Origin of the sequence: Vibrio sp. BS-M-Sm-2, assembly GCF_041504345.1 — a bacterium.
GTDB lineage: Bacteria > Pseudomonadota > Gammaproteobacteria > Enterobacterales > Vibrionaceae > Vibrio > Vibrio satsumensis.
The window spans coordinates 769,372-789,037 of the sequence record NZ_CP167894.1 but is presented as its reverse complement, the minus strand read 5'-3'; the positions used below and the strand labels follow the sequence as shown (position 1 = coordinate 789,037).

18 protein-coding genes and 2 pseudogenes are annotated in these 19,666 nt (G+C 44.0%); 6 read left to right on the top strand and 14 right to left on the bottom strand.

All coding sequences use genetic code 11. From position 1 onward, the window contains the following. Positions 1–54: 54 nt before the first annotated feature. The 9 genes and pseudogenes from AB8613_RS03480 to AB8613_RS03440 form a co-directional block, all read right to left on the bottom strand. Positions 55–636: pseudogene (locus AB8613_RS03480) on the bottom strand (amidase family protein); the annotation flags it as partial. Positions 637–822: 186 nt separating this feature from the next. Next, positions 823–2,046 (bottom strand): lipase family alpha/beta hydrolase, encoded by a 1,224-nt coding sequence (locus tag AB8613_RS03475; RefSeq protein WP_372384788.1) that lies wholly within the window; start codon positions 2,044–2,046, stop codon positions 823–825. 131 nt (positions 2,047–2,177) lie between these two features. Beyond that, positions 2,178–2,630 (bottom strand): pentapeptide repeat-containing protein, encoded by a 453-nt coding sequence (locus AB8613_RS03470; RefSeq protein WP_372384494.1) that lies wholly within the window; start codon positions 2,628–2,630, stop codon positions 2,178–2,180. Between the two features lie 85 nt (positions 2,631–2,715). Further along, positions 2,716–3,108 carry a metalloregulator ArsR/SmtB family transcription factor gene (locus tag AB8613_RS03465; protein WP_086712264.1) on the bottom strand — a complete coding sequence of 131 codons (393 nt, stop codon included), beginning with the start codon at positions 3,106–3,108 and terminating at the stop codon, positions 2,716–2,718. Positions 3,109–3,183: 75 nt separating this feature from the next. After that, positions 3,184–4,119: a permease gene (locus tag AB8613_RS03460; RefSeq protein WP_372384493.1), complete on the bottom strand. Its 936-nt coding sequence runs from the start codon at positions 4,117–4,119 to the stop codon at positions 3,184–3,186. 430 nt (positions 4,120–4,549) lie between these two features. Next, positions 4,550–4,975, bottom strand: a complete 426-nt coding sequence (locus AB8613_RS03455; RefSeq protein ID WP_372384492.1) for a rhodanese-like domain-containing protein — start codon at positions 4,973–4,975, stop codon at positions 4,550–4,552. A gap of 68 nt (positions 4,976–5,043) precedes the next feature. Then, the gene (locus AB8613_RS03450; protein ID WP_372384491.1) at positions 5,044–6,435 is read right to left on the bottom strand and encodes a CoA-disulfide reductase; all 1,392 of its coding nucleotides are present in this window, start codon (positions 6,433–6,435) and stop codon (positions 5,044–5,046) included. Between the two features lie 80 nt (positions 6,436–6,515). Next, positions 6,516–7,924: pseudogene (locus AB8613_RS03445) on the bottom strand (cation:dicarboxylate symporter family transporter). 462 nt (positions 7,925–8,386) lie between these two features. Next, a complete protein-coding gene (locus AB8613_RS03440) occupies positions 8,387–9,649 on the bottom strand; it encodes an amidohydrolase family protein (protein WP_372384490.1) in 1,263 nt (420 codons plus the stop codon). Between the two features lie 302 nt (positions 9,650–9,951). On the opposite strand from AB8613_RS03440, the gene AB8613_RS03435 reads away from it, so the two are divergent. Next, positions 9,952–10,416: a hypothetical protein gene (locus tag AB8613_RS03435; protein ID WP_372384489.1), complete on the top strand. Its 465-nt coding sequence runs from the start codon at positions 9,952–9,954 to the stop codon at positions 10,414–10,416. Between the two features lie 394 nt (positions 10,417–10,810). Beyond that, positions 10,811–12,316, top strand: a complete 1,506-nt coding sequence (locus AB8613_RS03430; RefSeq protein ID WP_372384488.1) for a trypsin-like peptidase domain-containing protein — start codon at positions 10,811–10,813, stop codon at positions 12,314–12,316. 101 nt (positions 12,317–12,417) lie between these two features. Here AB8613_RS03430 and AB8613_RS03425 read toward each other — a convergent pair whose 3' ends face one another. Next, a complete protein-coding gene (locus AB8613_RS03425) occupies positions 12,418–12,783 on the bottom strand; it encodes a YgiW/YdeI family stress tolerance OB fold protein (RefSeq protein ID WP_285952877.1) in 366 nt (121 codons plus the stop codon). A gap of 468 nt (positions 12,784–13,251) precedes the next feature. On the opposite strand from AB8613_RS03425, the gene AB8613_RS03420 reads away from it, so the two are divergent. After that, positions 13,252–13,911 (top strand): hypothetical protein, encoded by a 660-nt coding sequence (locus tag AB8613_RS03420; protein WP_372384487.1) that lies wholly within the window; start codon positions 13,252–13,254, stop codon positions 13,909–13,911. A 138-nt stretch (positions 13,912–14,049) separates the two neighbouring features. Here the strand turns inward: AB8613_RS03420 and AB8613_RS03415 are convergent, their stop codons facing one another. Together AB8613_RS03415 and AB8613_RS03410 are read right to left on the bottom strand one after the other, a co-directional pair. Continuing rightward, positions 14,050–15,768, bottom strand: a complete 1,719-nt coding sequence (locus AB8613_RS03415; RefSeq protein WP_372384486.1) for an amidohydrolase — start codon at positions 15,766–15,768, stop codon at positions 14,050–14,052. Positions 15,769–15,893: 125 nt separating this feature from the next. Continuing rightward, positions 15,894–16,070, bottom strand: coding sequence for a hypothetical protein (locus AB8613_RS03410; protein WP_167373147.1), 177 nt, complete (start codon positions 16,068–16,070; stop codon positions 15,894–15,896). 154 nt (positions 16,071–16,224) lie between these two features. On the opposite strand from AB8613_RS03410, the gene AB8613_RS03405 reads away from it, so the two are divergent. Continuing rightward, a complete protein-coding gene (locus AB8613_RS03405) occupies positions 16,225–17,085 on the top strand; it encodes an AraC family transcriptional regulator (RefSeq protein WP_372384485.1) in 861 nt (286 codons plus the stop codon). Between the two features lie 149 nt (positions 17,086–17,234). Continuing rightward, the gene (locus AB8613_RS03400) at positions 17,235–17,753 is read left to right on the top strand and encodes a lipocalin family protein (protein WP_372384484.1); all 519 of its coding nucleotides are present in this window, start codon (positions 17,235–17,237) and stop codon (positions 17,751–17,753) included. A gap of 93 nt (positions 17,754–17,846) precedes the next feature. Here AB8613_RS03400 and AB8613_RS03395 read toward each other — a convergent pair whose 3' ends face one another. Both AB8613_RS03395 and AB8613_RS03390 read right to left on the bottom strand, forming a co-directional pair. Further along, entirely contained in the window at positions 17,847–18,221 is a 375-nt protein-coding gene (locus AB8613_RS03395; protein WP_215403286.1) for a hypothetical protein, read from the bottom strand. A gap of 48 nt (positions 18,222–18,269) precedes the next feature. After that, positions 18,270–18,575, bottom strand: a complete 306-nt coding sequence (locus tag AB8613_RS03390; RefSeq protein WP_372384483.1) for a monooxygenase — start codon at positions 18,573–18,575, stop codon at positions 18,270–18,272. 163 nt (positions 18,576–18,738) lie between these two features. On the opposite strand from AB8613_RS03390, the gene AB8613_RS03385 reads away from it, so the two are divergent. Next, the gene (locus AB8613_RS03385; protein ID WP_285952884.1) at positions 18,739–19,644 is read left to right on the top strand and encodes a LysR family transcriptional regulator; all 906 of its coding nucleotides are present in this window, start codon (positions 18,739–18,741) and stop codon (positions 19,642–19,644) included. Positions 19,645–19,666: the final 22 nt, after the last annotated feature.

Below are 19,666 nucleotides of genomic sequence, written 5' to 3'. Positions count from 1 at the left end.
GCTTTTTTAAGCGCAATCGGGGCTTTTCTGTTTGCCCAAGGCTTGGCGTGTTCTAGTTGATGAGTGAACACCTCGGCTTAGAGCCCACGGATTACGCGTCGCGCCATAAAGTGGATTTTGCGTGCAGCCTAATGTCATCATCTCAGGGATGTTCGTCATGCCAATAGTGTTGAGCCCAGCATTCTGTGTTGCACGAATAAACCAAGAAGTAGTATCGGGCTTTCTACCTTGGTTTAGTTTTGATCCCATGGTGCATTCAAGACCGACAACATCAACGCAGTCTTTCGCTAAGAAAGGCACGCCGGCAAAAGGTGAGTTCGGGTTAAATGAGTTGGCACGCTCTAGTGCTAACTCAAAGCACTCAGAAACAACGGCATTAACCTGATCGTTTGTCTGGCGAATTTTATAGATTGCTTCTTGTACGAATTCTTTTGGCGAGGCTTTTTTGTCTCTTATCAGATTCGCCATCTCGGTCGCATCCAGCGGCGAGTCAATGGTTTGGTGATCTGAAAGTAAATTTGTTGGCGAAGTTGGCGTTGCATTCGCTAAGGTAGGCAGAGAGATAGCCGCAGCTGAAACTGCACCTTTCCCCATAACTTTGAAAAAATCTCTGCGTTTTAATTCATTGATAGTCATCGTTTCTATCCCAAGTTAGAAAGTCACTATCCTTGTTTTGAAACCTAGCTCGCTAGGTTTAGCTTCGCTCCGTGTGCTTATTTATGGGAGTAGAATAAAGATTGGTGTGTTGGCTTGCAGTGCAAATACCGCCAATGTTCATACCATTCACGCCAACTGGTTTGTCGGGTTATGTATAGGGAAGGGTCATTGCTCTGCTCTCAACCAAAAGTCGGATAGGTCTTCAAACAGGTCATTGTTGTCTAAGATGCTGGTATGGTCTTCATCGTAGCCGAGAATTTGTTCAGCATTCAGTTGAGCTGGACGCGATAATTGGCTCGAAAGGTCGATGACACCATCATTACTTTTGGTATTGAACAGCTCGCCCGAGTTATAGCCAAACGCGAGAAAATGTGGCGTGTTGTTGTCATTGTTATCAGAAAACAAATCAGCGATAAACTTACCGTCTGGGTTTAAATCTATCCAAGCAGGCATCACGACAGGGGCGTATTCAATACCTTGCTTGGCTGATGCCACGCCACCAAATGGGGAAGATATGGTGGTAATGCTGCTAACAAAGTCGCACAACTGCCCAATGCTGCACTGACGGAGACTGTTGGTGGCGATAAGCCCGCCCATACTGTGCGCGACCACATGCAATTGTTGAATCTTGTATTGAGTGACGACAGTGTGCATTAGGTTATTCAGGCCCTTTGAGTTCAAAGCCAAAGACAAACCTGAAGGGTAGTTAAATACCCATATTTGATATTTAGATTGGTCGATTTTTTCAATCAGCGGAGCAAAGTCTAACGCGGTGGCATTGATGCCATGAACAAACAATACAGGGATTTTGTTCGGGTCGTACTCTGATAAAAAGTAGACCCCAGCATTATGCTCGAGCAAGAATGTTAGTGGCTGCCACATCCCGAGCTTGGCGTTTTTTCTGTCAAAAGGAGGATCTTCTAGGCTCACGACAGTGCCAATATCGACAAGATCCAGTTCGATTTTTAACAGTGAAGAGAGTGAGCGATCAACAAACGCGCTTGGGACTTCATTTTCATTAACTTCCAGGGATACTTCAATGGTGGATTTGTCTTGATGGTTACGAAGGTTAATGACACTGAATGCTTCGTCTGCTTGTAGGGTTAAGTCTTGATTTCTATCTTCAAAGACAAGTAGATAATGGATGTTGTTCGATAGCTGTAAGTCGATACGGTCACTAGCGATTATTCCGTCGTAACCATCCACTTCGCTTTTATTGATGTCTTTGATTTGTTCAATAACTACGGCTGAGTCTGTGGCTGGTTGGTTCAAGATAAGCTGGTATTGATTGGTTATAGAATCAATTTCTTTTATTTCATGAGATAGGTTTCTAAAGTTACTGCATCCGAACAGTATTGAACTGACTAGCAGTACTACGCCGAACCGCAGCGCTGAAACGAGTTTTAGCGCTGAAAGCAAGCGTGTAGTCAGTAATTTCCTCACTCTAATTTCATCCTTATACCAACCCGGTTCATCCATAAATCAATAACCTGTGTTTAATAGTAGCAATTAAACAGCGTTTAACCTGACTTGGAGGCGAAACATTGCTGGTTCGGGTTGCGCAGCTTGATGATGGTATTACTAGGGTCGATGCGGTTGAGTGCGCTATCGCTCAGATTAGCGTGGCTGAAATCGGTACGAAATAGATCCGCACGATACAAATCAACGTCTCGCATTTGTGCGTAGCTCATGTCTGCGTTTCGTAAATCTGCATCGCGGAACGTGGCGTTGTTCAGCTTAGCACGGCTGAAATTGGCGTAGGTGATATCAGCCTCATTCATGTTGGATCCCGATAAATCGGCACCACTAAAGTTGGTACGAATTAGGTTGGCGCAACGAAGGTCAACATCTTGAAGCACTAGATTACTTAGGTCGACATTACGTAATTGTGCACGCTGGCCGCCTTGGTTTTCTAGCCACAGTTTGTGTTGTTCAAGAATAGAATCAAGCTCTTGCTGAGTATAGGTATTCATAATTCACACCACCATTTTCAACAGGGATGCCGTGGCATCCTCTTATTGCGTCTCTTGCTGTCTCTCTTCTTCTATTTGTTGAGAGCTAGCTAATTTTGCTGTGCCATATCTCGCTGTCTGGCCCGATAACACAGTCACCATCAACTCTCATTGATAAGCGAATCTGACAACGTTTAACCACTTCTTGGAAATCGTCTTCTGGCAAGTGTCTTACTGAATCGACCAAAGCTTTACAGTGAGGCGCGGTTTGTTCTTTCAAGGTGTAAAACACCCACTTTCCTTTCTTATCGTGGTTAAGAAGCCCAGCTTTGTAGAGCATTTTTAGGTTACGAGAGACGTTGTATTGAGTTTCACCAATGATGTCCATTGCTTCAGCCACCGCCATGCATTCATCAACATGCAGGAACAACCAGAACAATCGCAGGCGATTGGGTTCTGATAAGGCTTTGAGCGAATCAATGTATTTTTCATCCATCATGGTTTTACCTTTCCAACTGAATAGCGCCACTCTCTATGAGCGGCGCGAAGTTTTATTTATTCTGAGTAACCGATTTTACACAACGTATTGGAAGATAGCGCCACCAATGATGGCTGTCGTTAAGACGATTCCTACAAACGCGATTACGGCTTTTCTTTTTAGAACTGCAGATACTAGCGCGATTTCAGGCAAACTGGCACCTGTACCGCCAATAATTAATGCCAATGCTGCGCCTAAGCCCATTCCTTTAGCAATTAACACGTTAAGCAGAGGAATCGCCATCTCGATACGTAGGTAAAGCGGAATACCAATCAATGAAGCGACCACGATAGATTGGAAGCTGTCACCGCCCACGTATTTCTCTACCAAGTCTGCTGGCAAGTAAGCCGCCGAGAATCCACTGATCGCCGCACCCAATAGTACATAAGGGATGATTCGTTTGAACAAAGCCCAAGCTCCACCCATAGCATTACGCATTCTTGATACTGAAGAAGGAGCCGCGCCACAAGTGTTTCCTGGGTTTTTGTTATTGCTCGAACTTGAGCAGCCTTTGCCTTTAGTGTCTTCAAGCTCAGCACCACGTTTGATTTCGTTTCTCCAAGGTGATTTGGATATCAAGTAACCACCAAGAACCGCGGCGGTAAAGGTCACCAAGAAGTACACCACGGTGATCTTCAATCCGAACGCGGCGTACACCATCGCCAATACGATGAAGTTACACAGTGGCGCCGAGATGATGAAGCTCATCACAGTACCTAATGATGCGCCCATCGACGCCATTGCCATGGTCACCGGAACCACGGCTGCGCTACAAAATGGGGTCAACATCCCGAACAATGCGCCCAACAAGGTTCCCCATTTATCGTGTTTGGTCAGTGTCGCTTGGAGCTTATCTTGAGGGATATACTCTCGCATGATGCCAGTCAGTACCGACACAATAGCGATGATAACGACCAAACCTTTGGCCACATAAAAGAACTCATTTAACGCAATAACTAATTTAGCATCCACAATTGGAATCTCTAGCAAGTGAAAAGAGATTAAATCATATACACACATGCATAATCGTGCAAGTGTGTATATTTAGATTGATTAAAAATAGACTAGGTTAAGCGTGCTTGTGGCTTATGGTTTTCTTCGGGATAGTTGTGTCTTTAAGAATTTTAAATTATAAAAATCAATAGCTTAAATTCTGCATGCAAGGCGAGATATAGACGGTAAAAGTAAGACCAATCATTTGAAAAATAATAATGAGACAGTGGGGATGTGTGGGTTATTGCGGGCATTACATTCTGTGAATGCGAGGCAAGCACAGAATATAACGTCTAGTATCACCGGGCAGGATCGATACTAGAATACATACCGAGTGGCACGAGTTAGCGTAGGGCAGTTGAGCGCTACGCTCGATTTAACTCAGTACGATTTTATTGAGTTGGATGCTTTATTTAGTTGGCATTTCAATGTCACCTGATTGTTCCGACCAAGCTGCAAAGCCACCTGCGAGGTTCTTTACGGGTTTCAAACCCATATCTGCGGCCATCTTGGCAGCGTAAAGAGAACGCAAACCGTGGGCACAATAGAACACGTAGGTTTTGTCTTGGTTGAATACTTTATTGTGTGCGGGGCATTCTGGATCAATCAAGAATTCCAGCATGCCTCTTGGGCAAGTAAAAGCGCCGGGAATAATGCCAAGCTTGTTTCTTTCTTCGGCTTCTCGCACATCGACAAACACGTAGTCATCAAGTGTGTTTTGCTTGTCGTCGCTACCATTGAATAGCGCTATTGCTTCTTCTACCGACATATCTTCAACGACTTGGTAGGCTTCTTCTTTGAGGGCTTTAATGCCTTTGGTAATGGTTTGTGCCATGGTTTTCTCTCTCATTAAATTGGGTGATGGTGATTAAATTAAGTGCATTTTATTAAGTTAGATGACGGTTATTTCGCAACATTGCCCGCCACATTCAGCGCGTCCCATGTTCGTGCAAAAGGAGGAGCGTAGCTGAAATCAAGGTAACCCAATTGTTGAGTCGTCATGCCTGCAGTAATCGCAACGCCTAATGCATTTAGCCGACCTACTGCGCCTTTCTTGCCGACAATTTCTCCACCTAAAAGGCGTTTAGATTCAGGGTCGTAAGCAAGTTTTATCTTGATGTCTTCTTGGCCGGGGTAATAATCTGTTTGGTTCTTGTCTTTAATGACAGAGGTACTCGTTGGCACTGCGTATTGGTTTGCCATCCAATGAGAAATGCCCGTGTTAGCAAGCTCGTAATCAAGTACTTTCAAAGATGATGAACCTAAGAAACCATCGAGGAAGCTCTCTTTGCCTGCTAATCTGTCGGCCATCATTCGAGCCTGTTTATTGGCGGTGGTGGCAAGTGGCAAATACACGGGCTGATCGAGCATTAAGTGATGAACCGTCGCGCAGTCACCTACGGCGTAAATATTCGCTACGGGTGTCGCCCCAAACTTATCGACTAACAAAGCGCCGTTGGGTAGTTTTGGTAGATCAAACAATTCGGTATTGGGTTTGAAGCCAAGTGCGAGAATTACAATGTCGGCTTGAATTGCAGTCGGTCCATTGTGAGTGTCTTGTGTGTTGCTGAGCGTCAGTATGTAGCTGCCACGTTCCATTCTTTCTATGTGTTCGACTTGGGTATTGGTTAGCAGATTGGTTCCTGTGTCACGAATGGCATCTTCGATGTCGATGATCATCTCTGGACTGAATTGGCGGCTCATGATGTACGCTTCACGCTCTATTATGGTGACGTCTTTTCCTAAGTCATGTGCCGCATCGAACATCTCTAATCCAATAAAACCTGCGCCAATGATTGCGACGCGAGGTTTATCTGCTGCGAGCATGGCTTGTTTCACGGCAATGCCGTCTTCCATGCTAGTGAGGGTATAAATGTGCTCGGTGTTATTCGAATCAGCGCTATAAGCGTGTCCAGGGTTACTCACACGAAAAGAGGTCGCGAAATCTGGAATTAAAGGTCGCGCACCTGTCGCAATGATTAACTTATCAAACGGAATATCTTGTGACTCGCCTTGCGTGCTGACTGTGATGATTTGCTCGGCCGCATTCACCGCGATCACTTCTGTATTGATGCGAACATCGAGCCCTGAATCGATGGCTTGCTGTGGTGTGCGAGAGATCATGCGATCTGTAGTTTGAAACTTGTCACCAACAAAGTAGGGTAGGCCGCACGCACCAAACGACAGGTAGCTGCGTTTTTCGATCACGATAACGTCATCAGTGGGTTGGTTTCTTTTGTATTTGGCAGCAAAGCTCATACCTGCGGCACTGCCTCCTAAAATTACGATCTTCATAGTGGTACATCTTCTTATGAGGGCGCGGTTTTGCGCCCTGTGTTTATTTGAATGAATCTGAATAACTTGAGCGATTTGCGTTAAGCAGGAATCTCGCTATTGGTTGTATTCGATGGGGTTTGTGTTTTGTACTGTTCGGCGTTCAATGAACCGTTAGTTTTGGCGGTTAGTACACCAGAGAGCATTGAACCCGAGATGTTAAGAGCGGTACGCGCCATATCAATCAAGGCTTCAATCGAGACCAGTATCGCAACGATAGTGATGTCTAATCCCATGATAGTTAGTACGGCAACGGCTGCGAAGGTTGCGCCGCCGCCGACGCCTGCAATACCGAATGAAGCAATGGCAATCACGGCGATCAGTTGTAGAACAAAGCTCAGGTCAATTGGGATACCCATGACTTGCGCGGCCATGATGGCGAGCATTGCTGGGTAAATTCCGGCACAACCGTTTTGGCCAATACTGGTACCGAATGTTGCCGACATATTGGCTGTTTCTTCGTCCACTCCAAGGCGTTGAGTTTGTGTTTCTACGTTTAATGGAATAGCGGCCATGCTTGAGCGAGAACCGAAGCCGAACACCAACACAGGCCAAGTTTTTTTGCGAATGTCTTCGGAGACAAACCAAACAAACCAACAAGTACAAGGTGAACCACAAACATCACTGCGATTGCTGCGTAGCTTGCGATTACGAACCGACCCATTTCAGAGAGTGCGAACAAATCGTTGTTCATCATGAACTTGGTCATTAAAGCGAACACGCCATAAGGGGTAAGCTTTAGGATTTCTCGAACCATCGATAGAACGACTTCTTTCGCAGCATTGATGAAATCAACAAAGCTTTGTACTTTTTCGGGCTTACGCTTTTTCACCTGCAAGATGCTGAAACCAAGGAACATACCGAATAGAACCGTCGATAACGTTGAGGTTCTTTCTGCACCCGTCAGCATCTCAAAAATATTGGCAGGGATGATAGACAGCACCAAGCTTGTGAAGGTGTTGTTAGACATCAGTTCTTGAGTCGAAAGCAAACTATCACTGCGCGCTTCAATGGCCGTATTCGTGCCCATCACATGAACTAAGCTGTTCGCATCGATGTTGAATAAGTAGATACTCGCAATACCAATTACCGCAGAGATCGTCACGGTAAAAATCAACACACCGATGACTTTAGGCGCGATTTTCGAGAGGGCGCTAGTGCCTTCCACATTCATGATGGACGCTGTCATAGCAACAAACACCAGCGGTATCACTATCATCTGCAGCAACTTGACGTAACCGTTCCCGAATAGAGAAATAAGTTCAGAAAACTGCAGTCCAACTGCGCTATCGGTTCCGAGTGCAACTTGAATAATGCCCCCAAACAAAAGGCCGCCAACCAGTGCGCTAAGCACACGGAAGTTGAAGCTTTTCTTCTGTTTTTTAAAGCGCGATAGCACGACGTAAAAGCCGAGGAAAATGGCACTCAGTGCCAGTAAGGTTAAGCTCATTTTAAGCTCCTATTATTTACAGCTAATTAAAATCACAGGATCGAGGCGCAGAATGTGTGTGAGGTGTTTTTACCAAAGGCGCACAAGGTTTGAAGCGTTGTCCAGTGAAGGAATACCTGTAAGACGAAGCTTGATAAAAAAAGACGGTAAAAAATCGCAATTAATTTTCAAATTAAAAAACGGGCGCTTTTCCGGGTGTGTTTTACAGCTATTTTTCAGAATGGCGGGCAATTTCTTCGTCTTTTCAGGCGCAGTGTCGTCTTAGTCTAATGAGCTAAATTTGGTGGCTATGTTTGGTGAATTTTGGCGGTTTATGATGGGATCTATTCGGGTGAGTGTGCCGCGGGATAATCAGGGGTGAAATCAAGAATTGAACGGCTTTGAGCGATGAGTTTTAAATAAAGCGGTGCTATGACGAATTCGCCATAGCACCGCAGTTTATTCTAATCTTGAGGTTCTAAATTAAAGGCTGTTTTTATACACCTTGCCGTCTTTCATGATCAGTTTTTGACTCTCTGTGTTCGCTACACATGCAACGCCTTCTAAAGGGTTACCGTCGATGATCAATAGGTCGGCATACGCGCCTTCAACGATCTGACCTAACTTGCCTTCTTGGTATGGGTGTTGGTAAGTCGACATCTCGAACAAGCGTCCACAGTTTGATGTCGCCATGCGAAGTGCTGTGATGGTGTCGAATGTTTTCTCAATCGCACCCAGTTCATTCAATTGTGTTGCATGAATGTTGGTTTCACCCACGCAGTCAGTGCCAAAAGCAATGTTCTGAATATCGTATTTCTTAATCAGTTCCGCCGATTTGAACATGGCTTTACCTACGCGTTCTGTCTTGCGGTATGTCTCTTCGTTCGGCAGTGGGATCTTGCGCTCTGCAATCAATGAAGAGGTAAAGTAAGACGGAATCACCCAAATGCCTTTCTCTTTGATGATCTCGGCAATGTCGTCATCCATAATTGTCGCGTGTTCGAAAGACATCACGCCCGCTTCGGCTGCTCGGCGCATCGCATCAGAGGTGTGGATGTGCGCGGCAACATAAGTGCCATAATCAGAAGCGGCATCAACCGCGGCTTTCATTTCTTCTGATGTGAATTGCAACGTGTTTAGTGGGTCGAAGGTTGAAGATGCACCGCCACCTGCCATGATCTTGATTTGAGAAGCGCCCATAAACAGCTGTTCACGTACGGCTTTTAATACTTCTGAACGACCATCAGCAATTTTCATGGCACCTAGCTTCATCATTGGTGAATCTTCGTGACCGTTTGCCAAACGTTCTTGTGCTTGGTTCTGACGGTAATCGGAGTGACCACAGGTTTGAGATATAGCGGCCATTGAAGGAAGAATTCGTGGGCCAGTTGCGTAACCGTTATCGATACTTTTCTTTAGGCCAAGCGTGTTACCCGCCACATCACGAATAGTCGTAAAACCGCGCATCAACATCTCTTCTGAAATCTTTGCTGAGCGAATCGCCACTTCTTCACGGGTCATTGTATCAATGACATTAAAAGAGGCAGAGAGCGTGATATGAACGTGCGCATCAATCAGGCCTGGCATGACCGTGCCGCCTTGAGCATCAATAATTTCATCGGCTAACGTTGAATCAATCTCGCCAATTTGAGTGATCAAGTTATCTTCGATGAGGATTGATACGTTCTCGATTAAGTTGTTATCAACACCGTTAAATACGTTCGCGTTAGTGATTAGCTTTTTCATAGTCTGCACCTTTTGGAAATGAGTGTGTGTCGCTGATGGGGTCATCATATGGGGCGCAGCATTTGAAGAATGGCCATTTGGTGACAAGCGATGACGAGACTTATCTTTTGGTGCTTTTCTATATTTTTAAAAATTGCTTTATAGAGGAAAGCTAATTATTGGCGTGAGAAATGCTCAATCGATAAAAACTAACAATTTTGAATGGAATGGTTGTGGTGTCATCAAATGGTAAGTTTTGCTTCTATTCGAACGCTAAGATGTATTTCAAATCAAGGCTACTTATCAAATTAGAGAGAGACAGAATGACTAAATCAGACAAAGTTTACGGGTTCAACACACCACAACGTCTACTTGTAGGTTACACGTTAGCCGTGCTGGTGGACTTAGTAGTGCTTAACTTTTTCGATGAGTACTGGGACTTCGTCAACATTGAATCTTTCACTATTTCTTTGATAGCGGCGTTGTTACTGCAGTTATTGTTGAAGCTCTCTATTGGCTTAGAACACAAGGTAGCGGATTACTTCAAACAGAAATCTGGAACGGCACCTAAGGTGTATCGAGCGCTGTCGACATACATTATTCTTGTTGGCTCAAAATTCGTCATGCTAGAAGCGATAAACCTTATGTTCGGTGACAAGGTGAGCTTTACAGGCCCTTGGAATGGTGTGGTGGCGTTCTTCGCTGTGGTATTTACGATTTTGATTTCAGAAGTGATTGTCTCGAAGATTTACTTTGCTCTTGATGACAAACAAGAATCAAACTTGTAAGAAAAGACAGCTTAAGTATAAGTAGAACTAAACATAGGGGAGTTCGTGATGAACCCTCAATTGAAAAGGGTTGGCAGTGTTGCCAACCCTTTTTATTTTTGTATGCACCACCAATCAAAGTACAAAATATTTCGTACAGAGCTCTGCCGAACCTATCTTCAGATTAGCAAAAACCATAACAACGTCATGATTCTTTTTCGTTTTACTTAGGACGCTATGGTGTACAGGTACTTTGCCCAAAACAGGCGAAATAGAGCGCTATCTCATTGAACTCCATAAACTGTCGTAAGTGTCGATATTTCTTTACTCAAAAAATAATATGCATTTTATGTCATATATGTTTTTTGCGCATATGTTTGTGAAGGGAACACTACAAACCGATAAAGGAAATCCAATGAAAGTAATCTTATCTAACCTTGGGCTTGCGATAATATGGTTCTTTTCTTCGCTCGTTAATGCACAACCAAACCTTTCCGTTCAACCGTATCCTCCCGTTCAACCACATCTTCCGGTTATTGCCGATGAAGTGAAACATCAGTTGTCGAACCAAGAGTTGGTTGAGACATCGAGTGGTATACACACACTGCAACTTGAACACGCTGATGCATCATTCATTAAGCTTCACTTCAAGTCTCTTACTGTTCCGAAAGGCAGTGTGTTACGTCTTAAGTCAAACACCAGTAGTGAGGTTGTGGAGTACCGCGACAGCCAAATAGATTGGTTCGCTCAATCGATTTCTAGTGATTCTGTCGTCATTGAATCAATCTCCAATTCAAACGGGCAGCATGTTCAGTTTGAAATTAATTATTACATGGCTGGTAAAAGTGCAGACGAAGAGGCCTTAGCGACGCTATCGACCTGTGGTGTGAATGAACGCAAAGACGTTGCTTGCTGGGAAGACTCTCATCCAGGTAAAGTGGCTTGGACAACACCCGTTGCAAGGCTTTTAATTAATGGGCGTAGTTTGTGTACCGCGTGGCGCGTTGGGCCTAATAACCATATGTTCACCAATAACCATTGTGTCGCATCTGAGTCTGAATTGAGAAATACAGAGGTGTGGTTTAATTATCAGCGTCGCACTTGTGATGGATCTATGGCCACCATGGTAAAAGTGATGGGGAGCAAAATACTCAGCACCGATTATGATTTGGATTACACGCTTTTCACCGTTGATGATTTCGCCAAAATAGCGTCGTTTGGTTATCTAGGCCTAGATGCCCAAGAACCCATCTTTGGAGATGGTATATACATTCCTCAACACGGAGCAGGCAAACCGAAAGAACTGGCAATTGAAAGTGACCAAAATGGCTCCGGAATGTGTCAGATTGATGTAGCTTCAACTGGTGGTAGAGGTACCAATACTGACACTGGCTACTTCTGTGACACCATTGGTGGCTCATCCGGTTCACCCGTTTTACGCACCGACAATAACAAAGCGATTGCGCTGCATCATTTTGGAGGTTGTGAAAACCAAGGCGTGAAAATGAGTAAGATTTGGCCACTCGTGTCTTCATACTTTGGTGATACGTTGCCAGATGGCTCAGTCGGTGAGCCGAACAATGATATTCCTGAGGTCACTTTAGGAAGCGTGACTACCGATCTTGCCGCGACGTCCGGACAACAGAAACTGTTTGTGCTTAAAGCAGCAAATCGCACCACGGACGTGAATATCGTTATCAAGTCTGGAGTAGGGGATGCTGATCTCTACATTCGTTCTGGCGCGCAACCAACGAAAAGTACTTACGATTGCCGACCTTATCGCTCTGGCAACTTTGAAACTTGCGAGGTGCCTAGAGCTGATGAAGATCTCTACATCATGATCAATGCGTTCCGAAGTTTTTCTGGTGTATCTCTTTCTTTATCAAAACCTCAATCAGTATCTAAAAATGAAGTTAGGTAGATTGCTCCCGAAACGTGAGTCATGTGGTTTTGGTTCCTAGTTTATACAAAAGAGGTCAGATAATTACTTCTGACCTCTTTCTTTTTCACTAGGGTTGAAAATTATTTTGCTAGTTTAATCGTGTTCACATCAATAGCGGTATCTTCCCAGTCTTTGTCAACTTCCCCTTGAATTATGAGTTTTGTGTCGGGTGTTGCTTCAATACCGTTCCAATCACGTTGATCAATCTCAATAACCATCTCGCCGGTTAAGTCTTTAAATTGGTATTCTTCATCACCCAATGAAGAAACAATATGACCTGTTAATATTACTGGTGTGTCGTTTTCTGCTTCTAAAGCCATCTCAACAGTCTTTACTTTCACTGCACTTGGGCCGGTAAAACCACCTTTATCATTTTGAGTATTCTGATCTGCGAATGTACTTGTTGATGATAATATCAAGATGATTGCTAGTACGAGTTTTTTCATTGTATTTCCCCAGCTCATTTTGTCTTTTAGATACCGATAACACTATGTTATCGGTGATATATTAATTTAGTATAAAGGAGGTATATTATCAATTCTATTTACTGAACACTTATAGGTAAATACCACCCACGTACACGATATTCCTCATTAGAGTAATCCAGGATTGTAAAATTAATCTATTAATTAATCCATGCATATCTCTTTGTAAGTGGGTACCCCTCTCGTTAATTGGTTCTACATGTCCATTTAAACAGAATACTCAATAATTTAGTCTTTGTTAACTATAAGGCCTTTATATTAGTATGGCTAATTTATGGGATTCTTGTTCTTCCATATAAAAACCACAAATTGAAATATTCACAAAACCAATCATTGCTTCAACCAAGATCACAAATATTAATATGCAACCTATTGCGCACTTGGTTTCTGGGTTATTTTCCTGCCGCCAATCAAAAAGGAAAAATAATAATGAAAAAAACAATAGCGTTAGTGTCTGTAACTGCCTGCCTAAGTCCGTTTGCTTATGCTGATAATAGTAACGTTATCACCGGTGAATCGCCTGAAGGTGTCTACGTTCAATACCAATCGATGAATCAAGTGACTGAATCGATGAAGCAAGATGGCTTTACGATGCATCGCTGTGGTATCAAGGCCCTTCGTAACAATGTCCAATCTAATCAGAGCCTTGAAGTTCCCCATAGCCAGATCCAGTGTGTTTACTCCAAGCCGGGAGTATCAACAAGTGATGAATCTGAGTTGATCTACTGGCACCTGAATGTGCTTTACAGCATGGAAAATGAACACTTTATTGCGGAGAGTGAGTTTACCGAGCGCTACACTAGCGAGATCTATACACATAGTCCTGAGTATCTTCTTGATATCGGTCCTCATTACTACCGTCAGCGTTCTGAAGTTGAAGCGTTGGGAATGAAGGTAGGTGAATGTAATCTACAAAAAATTTATTACTTCAGCGCTCCAACAGAAGAGTCATACTTATCCGATATTGCATCATGTCCAGTGTATAAAACAGATGGAGAACTGTCTGGGAATATTATAGTGGAAATTAATCACACACCCGCTAACTTTGGTTACAGTGAGCGACTTGTTAATTTCTACGGTATTCAATAGTTTTAATGTTACTGCTTAAATTAATAATTTATTTAACATTTGTTCGCTCGCTGTAAATAATCGTTAACTAAAAAAGGGTTAGTATTAAATACCAACCCTTTTGACAAATTATTATATTTAAATTTTTACGTTACCTCTTTAGTTAGAGACATCGTAAACCACATCTCCACGTAATATGGTCATCAACACCTGCGTTTTGGCGATGCCTCTTGCTGATAAAGTAGTGATGTCACGGTCGAGAATGGCGAAGTCCGCTGATTTACCTACATCAATCGTTCCCGTTATATCATCAATTCCTAGACTTTTAGCTGCGTTGAGCGTGTAAGCGTCGATGGCTGTGTAGATATCGGTTAGACCGGTTTTACCCATGATTAAGCTATTAGCAATGCCTACCAGTGGGTTGATATCGTGCACATTCCAATCACTGCTCAATGTGATATTGGCATCGGTTTTGAGTATCGCGTCGAGGTTCACCATGGCTTTTGCGCGTTTCGCACCTAAGAAGGCATTAGCCCATTCGTGATCATGCTGTGCTACGTAGTCTGACCCGACTTGGAAGTCCGCCGAAACATCGAGTTGTTTAAAGCGTGGAACGTCCTCATCATTGATCAATTCAACGTGGGTGAGCGTGTATGGCTTGTGCGAACCTTGTTTACGTACGCTCTCGATGGCATCTAAAGATTCTCGAACTGCACCGTCACCAATGACATGTATGTGGGCACTAAAGCCGATTTTTTCTAGGGCCGTTAACCACTGTTTCATCTGTGCTGCTGGAATGTAGTTCAAGCCATTAGGAGAGCTTGGTAAGTAAGTATCTAAGTAAGGAGCGAGCGTTTTTGCCGTGCCATTGATGAAGATGCCATCGCTGTACATTTTCACCTGATCGACCAGCAGTAGACGGTTTTTGTCATCGGAATACATCTTCTCAAACACTTCTAATTGAGAGGGCATTGCCATGGAAGGGTAAACCCAAGGGCGTAATGACACGCGAGCAGTCAAATCTTGGTTTTGCTCCGCTTCGAGCCAAACATCATACCAACCGCGTTTCCAGTACAGTCGACCGTCACCTATGGTGGTAATGCCGTGTGCTGCCGCTTCTTCAAGTCCGTACATTAAGCCTTGGTAGCTTTGCTCAAACAGTTCGCTTTGGCTGTTCCACGCCATCTCCATAATTTGGTCGCCAGCATTATCCAATAAGATGCCGTTAAGCGTGCCGCTGTCTTGGTCTTTTAAATAAGCGCCACCTTGTGGATCAGGAGATTGTTGGCTGATTCTGGCTATTTTTAAGGCTTTTGAGTTGACCCACATTGAGTGTGAAGTCTGCTCCATGATCACGACAGGTCGGTCGGGAAAGACACTATCGATGATCTCAAGTGGTGTGTATTCCGAATCGCTGTCGAGTGTCGATTCCAAAGAAAAACCATAACCCATCAGCCAGCCTCGACCATTGGTTTCGGCATTGATTTTACACGCTTCTAAGTAAGGGATTTGCTCTTCGAGTGTGGCTTCCGAATCCAGTTCGCAATTGCCACCCAGCTCTGAGGCGGCTTCAAACACATGGTTATGATTATCAATGAACCCCGGCAAAACAAAGGCATTCTCCAAGTCGATGACATCGGTACTCTGGCCTTGAAAAGATTGCGCCTGAGCGTGGTCACCGATGAAGATGATCTTGCCGTTATGGGTAACTATAGAATCTGACTCTCGATGCCCGTATATATCGGCATTAGTGAAGATTTGGTCAGCCGCTTGGTCTTGATTGGCTGCATTGGCTTGTGCAAGAGCCGGTGATACAGCACTTAGACCTGCGATTAAGATGGCCAATGCAGTGTGTGGCAGAGTGAGCTTGTTGTTCATTATTGTGTCTTCCATGTTCCACTGTGTAATAAGTATAGAAAGCGAGTGGTCAGTGGAAAACTCTACATGAATGACAAATAAAAACTGTATTTAATCAACAAGCTGTCGTTTGAATGAGCTTTTGATTACGACTCTTGCCTCAGGCTTTTACGCAGATCTTTTTTGTATTCGTCATAAGAGTTGTAGCCATAGAGTTTCCACGTGTGATCACCTTTAATATTGTGGCTGTAGGTGATTTCTCCGATCCACTGCTGACGTGTTGCATGAATCATATCGCGTATTTTTAATAATAAAGTGTCCATAGTTGCTCTCCTGATTAAGTTCACCTGCAGTATATTTAGCGGAGAAAGTCGGAAGAGTACCGTTAGCGCAATGTCCAATACTTTTCAGTCAAAGTGCTTATTTGAGTGGTTTGATGGGTATACTTTCAGTATTAAAGGGTCATTGAGTGTCGTAATGAAAGGTTACTTAGAAAAGGTGCCGCAGCGGATTGGTGCGTCATGGCGGTATAAGAAAATAGTAGAAGGCTGTAAGAGCTATGGTTGGCACCGACATGAAGAGTATGAGATAGCGATTCATCGTTACTTCTCGGGGCACAGTTTTATTGGGCACCACCAAAGCGATGTGTTTCATAACCATATGATTTTGGTTGGTCCAGACTTGCCTCATGCCATTTATTCGGATGAGAGCACTGATGACTCACGTGTTTGCGAAACCCATGTAATTTGGTTTCGTAAAGATTGGATTGAGCCGTTGATAGCGTGCTGTCGTGAACTTGAACCGTTACGTACACTGCTAGAAGACTCAAAGAAAGGATTGCAGTTTTCCCCTAATACCGCTGAGAGGGCAACACAACTGCTAGATAAGGTGATGGATCAGCCTCCTCATCAACAGCTACTGACTCTATTCTCTCTGTTTGTTTTGCTGATTGATGACCAAGAAGTCGTGCAGTTAATTAACCCAACCTTTAACTCGATTGAAGAAGACGAAGTCAGCGACAAACTTGATAAGGTCGAAGCCTTTCTGATGAATCATTTTATCCACGATATTTCAGTAAATGACTTAGCTAGTCATTTGTATGTTAGTGAGAGCAGCGTAAGGCGTTTGTTTCAAAAGCACTACAACGAGAGCTTCAGTCAGCGGTTGAAGAAAATTAGATTAAATGTGGCGTGTGATTTACTGCTAAATACATCTCTGCCTGTGAATCTGATTATGGAAAAAGTCGGTTACGACAACCAAGCTAACTTTAATCGCCAGTTTAAATCCTATAAGCAGGTAACACCGACTCAGTACCGCGCGGCAATGAAGCATCACTGATTCATTCACCAACGAAACAATTCCCATAAGCTTCTGAATAATTTACTGTTATATGAACTATAGAAATGGATTTAACGTATTACCAAGGATGTAAGTTAGGGCTCTCACATGACTTACTCGAATTACTATGAAAACAAGTCGAGGTTAGGATGAAGAAAATATTATTGCTGCTGAGTGTCATCTTATTGGGTGGTTGCGTCGGCATGCCCGAAACAGTAAAGCCCGTTCAACAGTTTGAATTGGATAGATACTTAGGCAAATGGTACGAAGTGGCTCGCTTGGACCACTCGTTTGAGCGCGGTCTCAATAGCATCAGTGCTGAATATAGCCTGCGTGATGATGGTGGCGTGAAGGTGATTAACCGTGGCTATTCGGATGAAGATGGCGAATGGAATGAAGCGGAAGGTAAGGCGTATTTTGTCGAAGGCAGCGATCAGGGCTATCTGAAGGTGTCGTTCTTTGGTCCATTCTATGGCGCTTATGTGGTGTTCGAGTTGGATAAAGAGAACTACCAATACGCGTTTGTTTCTGGCCCAGATACCGATTACCTATGGCTGCTTTCTCGAACCCCAGAAGTCTCATCTGAGGTTATGGAGAAGTTCAAAGCGATGTCGAAAGATCGTGGGTTCAATACCGATGAGCTGATCGTTGTGGAACATACCCAATAAACCGATCGCTGTTATTGGTGAGAGTGATTGATGATTGATGATTGGTAAGGCACAGAGGATGAATTTCTCTGTGCCTTTTTAATTATCTGAGAGTTAGTCTTGCTTACGCACTTGCAATACGCTCAGTACTGATAGTGAAAGGAAGAACGCTGGGTCGCTCCAACCAAAGCCAACAAAGATACCCGTAAAAGCAGCATACAGTGTGATGATCGCACCCAGCATATTGGTGACAACCAAACCTTGGATGAGCTTTTTAGCGCTGACTCCTGCTTCAATATCTCGCAGTAACCATGTTATCGCTGCAATACCGCCAAGGAAGATACTGGTGTGTTGAGAGAGAAAATACGCGTACTTATCATTAATTTCCACACCGTACATGGGCCACATGACTGTTGGTAGGAAAAACAACGCGAAGGCAAACCCTGCGTAAATGATGCCGTGTAGGCTTAAAAACGTTTTATTGTTCATTTGTTATCTCTCTATCTCGTGCCTTTCGCCAATTCTTTATTCATTTCATTAGCCGTTGATTGGGCCTTTGTTAATGGTAGTTAATGGCTGGTTTACGTCAAAAATCACGCCGCGAACTTCATCTACGCCCATCTCTCTCAAGCGAGCAGCATGCATGGCTAAATAAGCCTCAGCACTGAGTTGATCTTCAAATAGGTAGACACCACCGCCTAGTTTTTCGGCTTGGTTTTCTGTCCAGATTTTCCAGATCATGCCCGGTTCGTTGTTGATGGACTTAGCTAGGTCTACGAGTGCGTTCGACATCTCCTCACCGAAAGGGCCGTTAAATTCAAAATCAACTTGTAGTAGTTTCATGGTGTTTCTCCGTTTAACAAATTTCGTTTAACAAAATCCGCTATAAAAAATAGGTGTTTAAGACAAACAAGCCATTCTCGTTTGTTGTTGAGATTTATATTACCTGTAAAAAACAGACAGAAAAGTTCATAATGTTGCCATTAACTGTCAGGATTTTAGACCGATGAGATTGAAGACCACCCTCGACCAATGGCAAACACTCTATGAGATAGACCGCGCTGGCAGCATTCAGGCGGCGGCACTGCAATTGAATAAGAGTCACACCACGTTGATTTATGCGTTGAGAAAACTGGAAGATCAATTGGGCGTGTCTTTGGTTCAAGTTGAAGGACGCAGGGCGGTATTGTCGGAAGACGGCAAAGCCTTATTGCGTAGGGCGAGCAGCATGCTAGAGCAAGCGCGAGAATTGGAGCTGATCAGTGAGCAGTTGGCAAAGGGAGTCGAATCTGAAATCGTGGTTGCGGTTGATCATTTGTGCTGCCTTGAGCGTCTTTATAAGCCGATGGCTGCGTTTATGACAGAGAACAACAGTACGTCGATACAAGTGGTTGAAACGTCACTGTCGAAGACCACCGAAATGGTCACTCAAGAACGAGCCGATGTTGCCATTATTAACCTACCCATAACCAATTACTCGGCTGAAGCCTTTGGCTTTACAAAGATGGAGCCTGTTGTCGCAAGTTCGCACCCTTTGGCTAACATGTCATCCATATCGCTCAACCAGTTGTCGTCGCTGCCACAAATAGTGGTGCGAGATTTAGGCTCGGTTGAAAAGTTGGGAGAGAAAAAGGATGTGGGTTGGTTGAAGTCGAGCCAGCGTATTACGGTCGATAATTTCGACCATGCCTTTGGAGCGGTAGAGCAGGGTGTGGGGTATTGCAGGTTGCCTAAACATATTGTTGATAGCCGAGGAAGTGACAAGCTCACCGTGTTAAATGTGGAAAATGGCAGTGGCTATCACGTGCCGCTGCATCTGACTTTGCCGAAAGGTGCGAAGACTGGCCCAGCCGCAAAACGTTTCTATGAACTGCTTCTTGAGTCAGCCCAGAATGCGGACTCAGTGTTATGAGAAACTTAGTTATGATCTATGA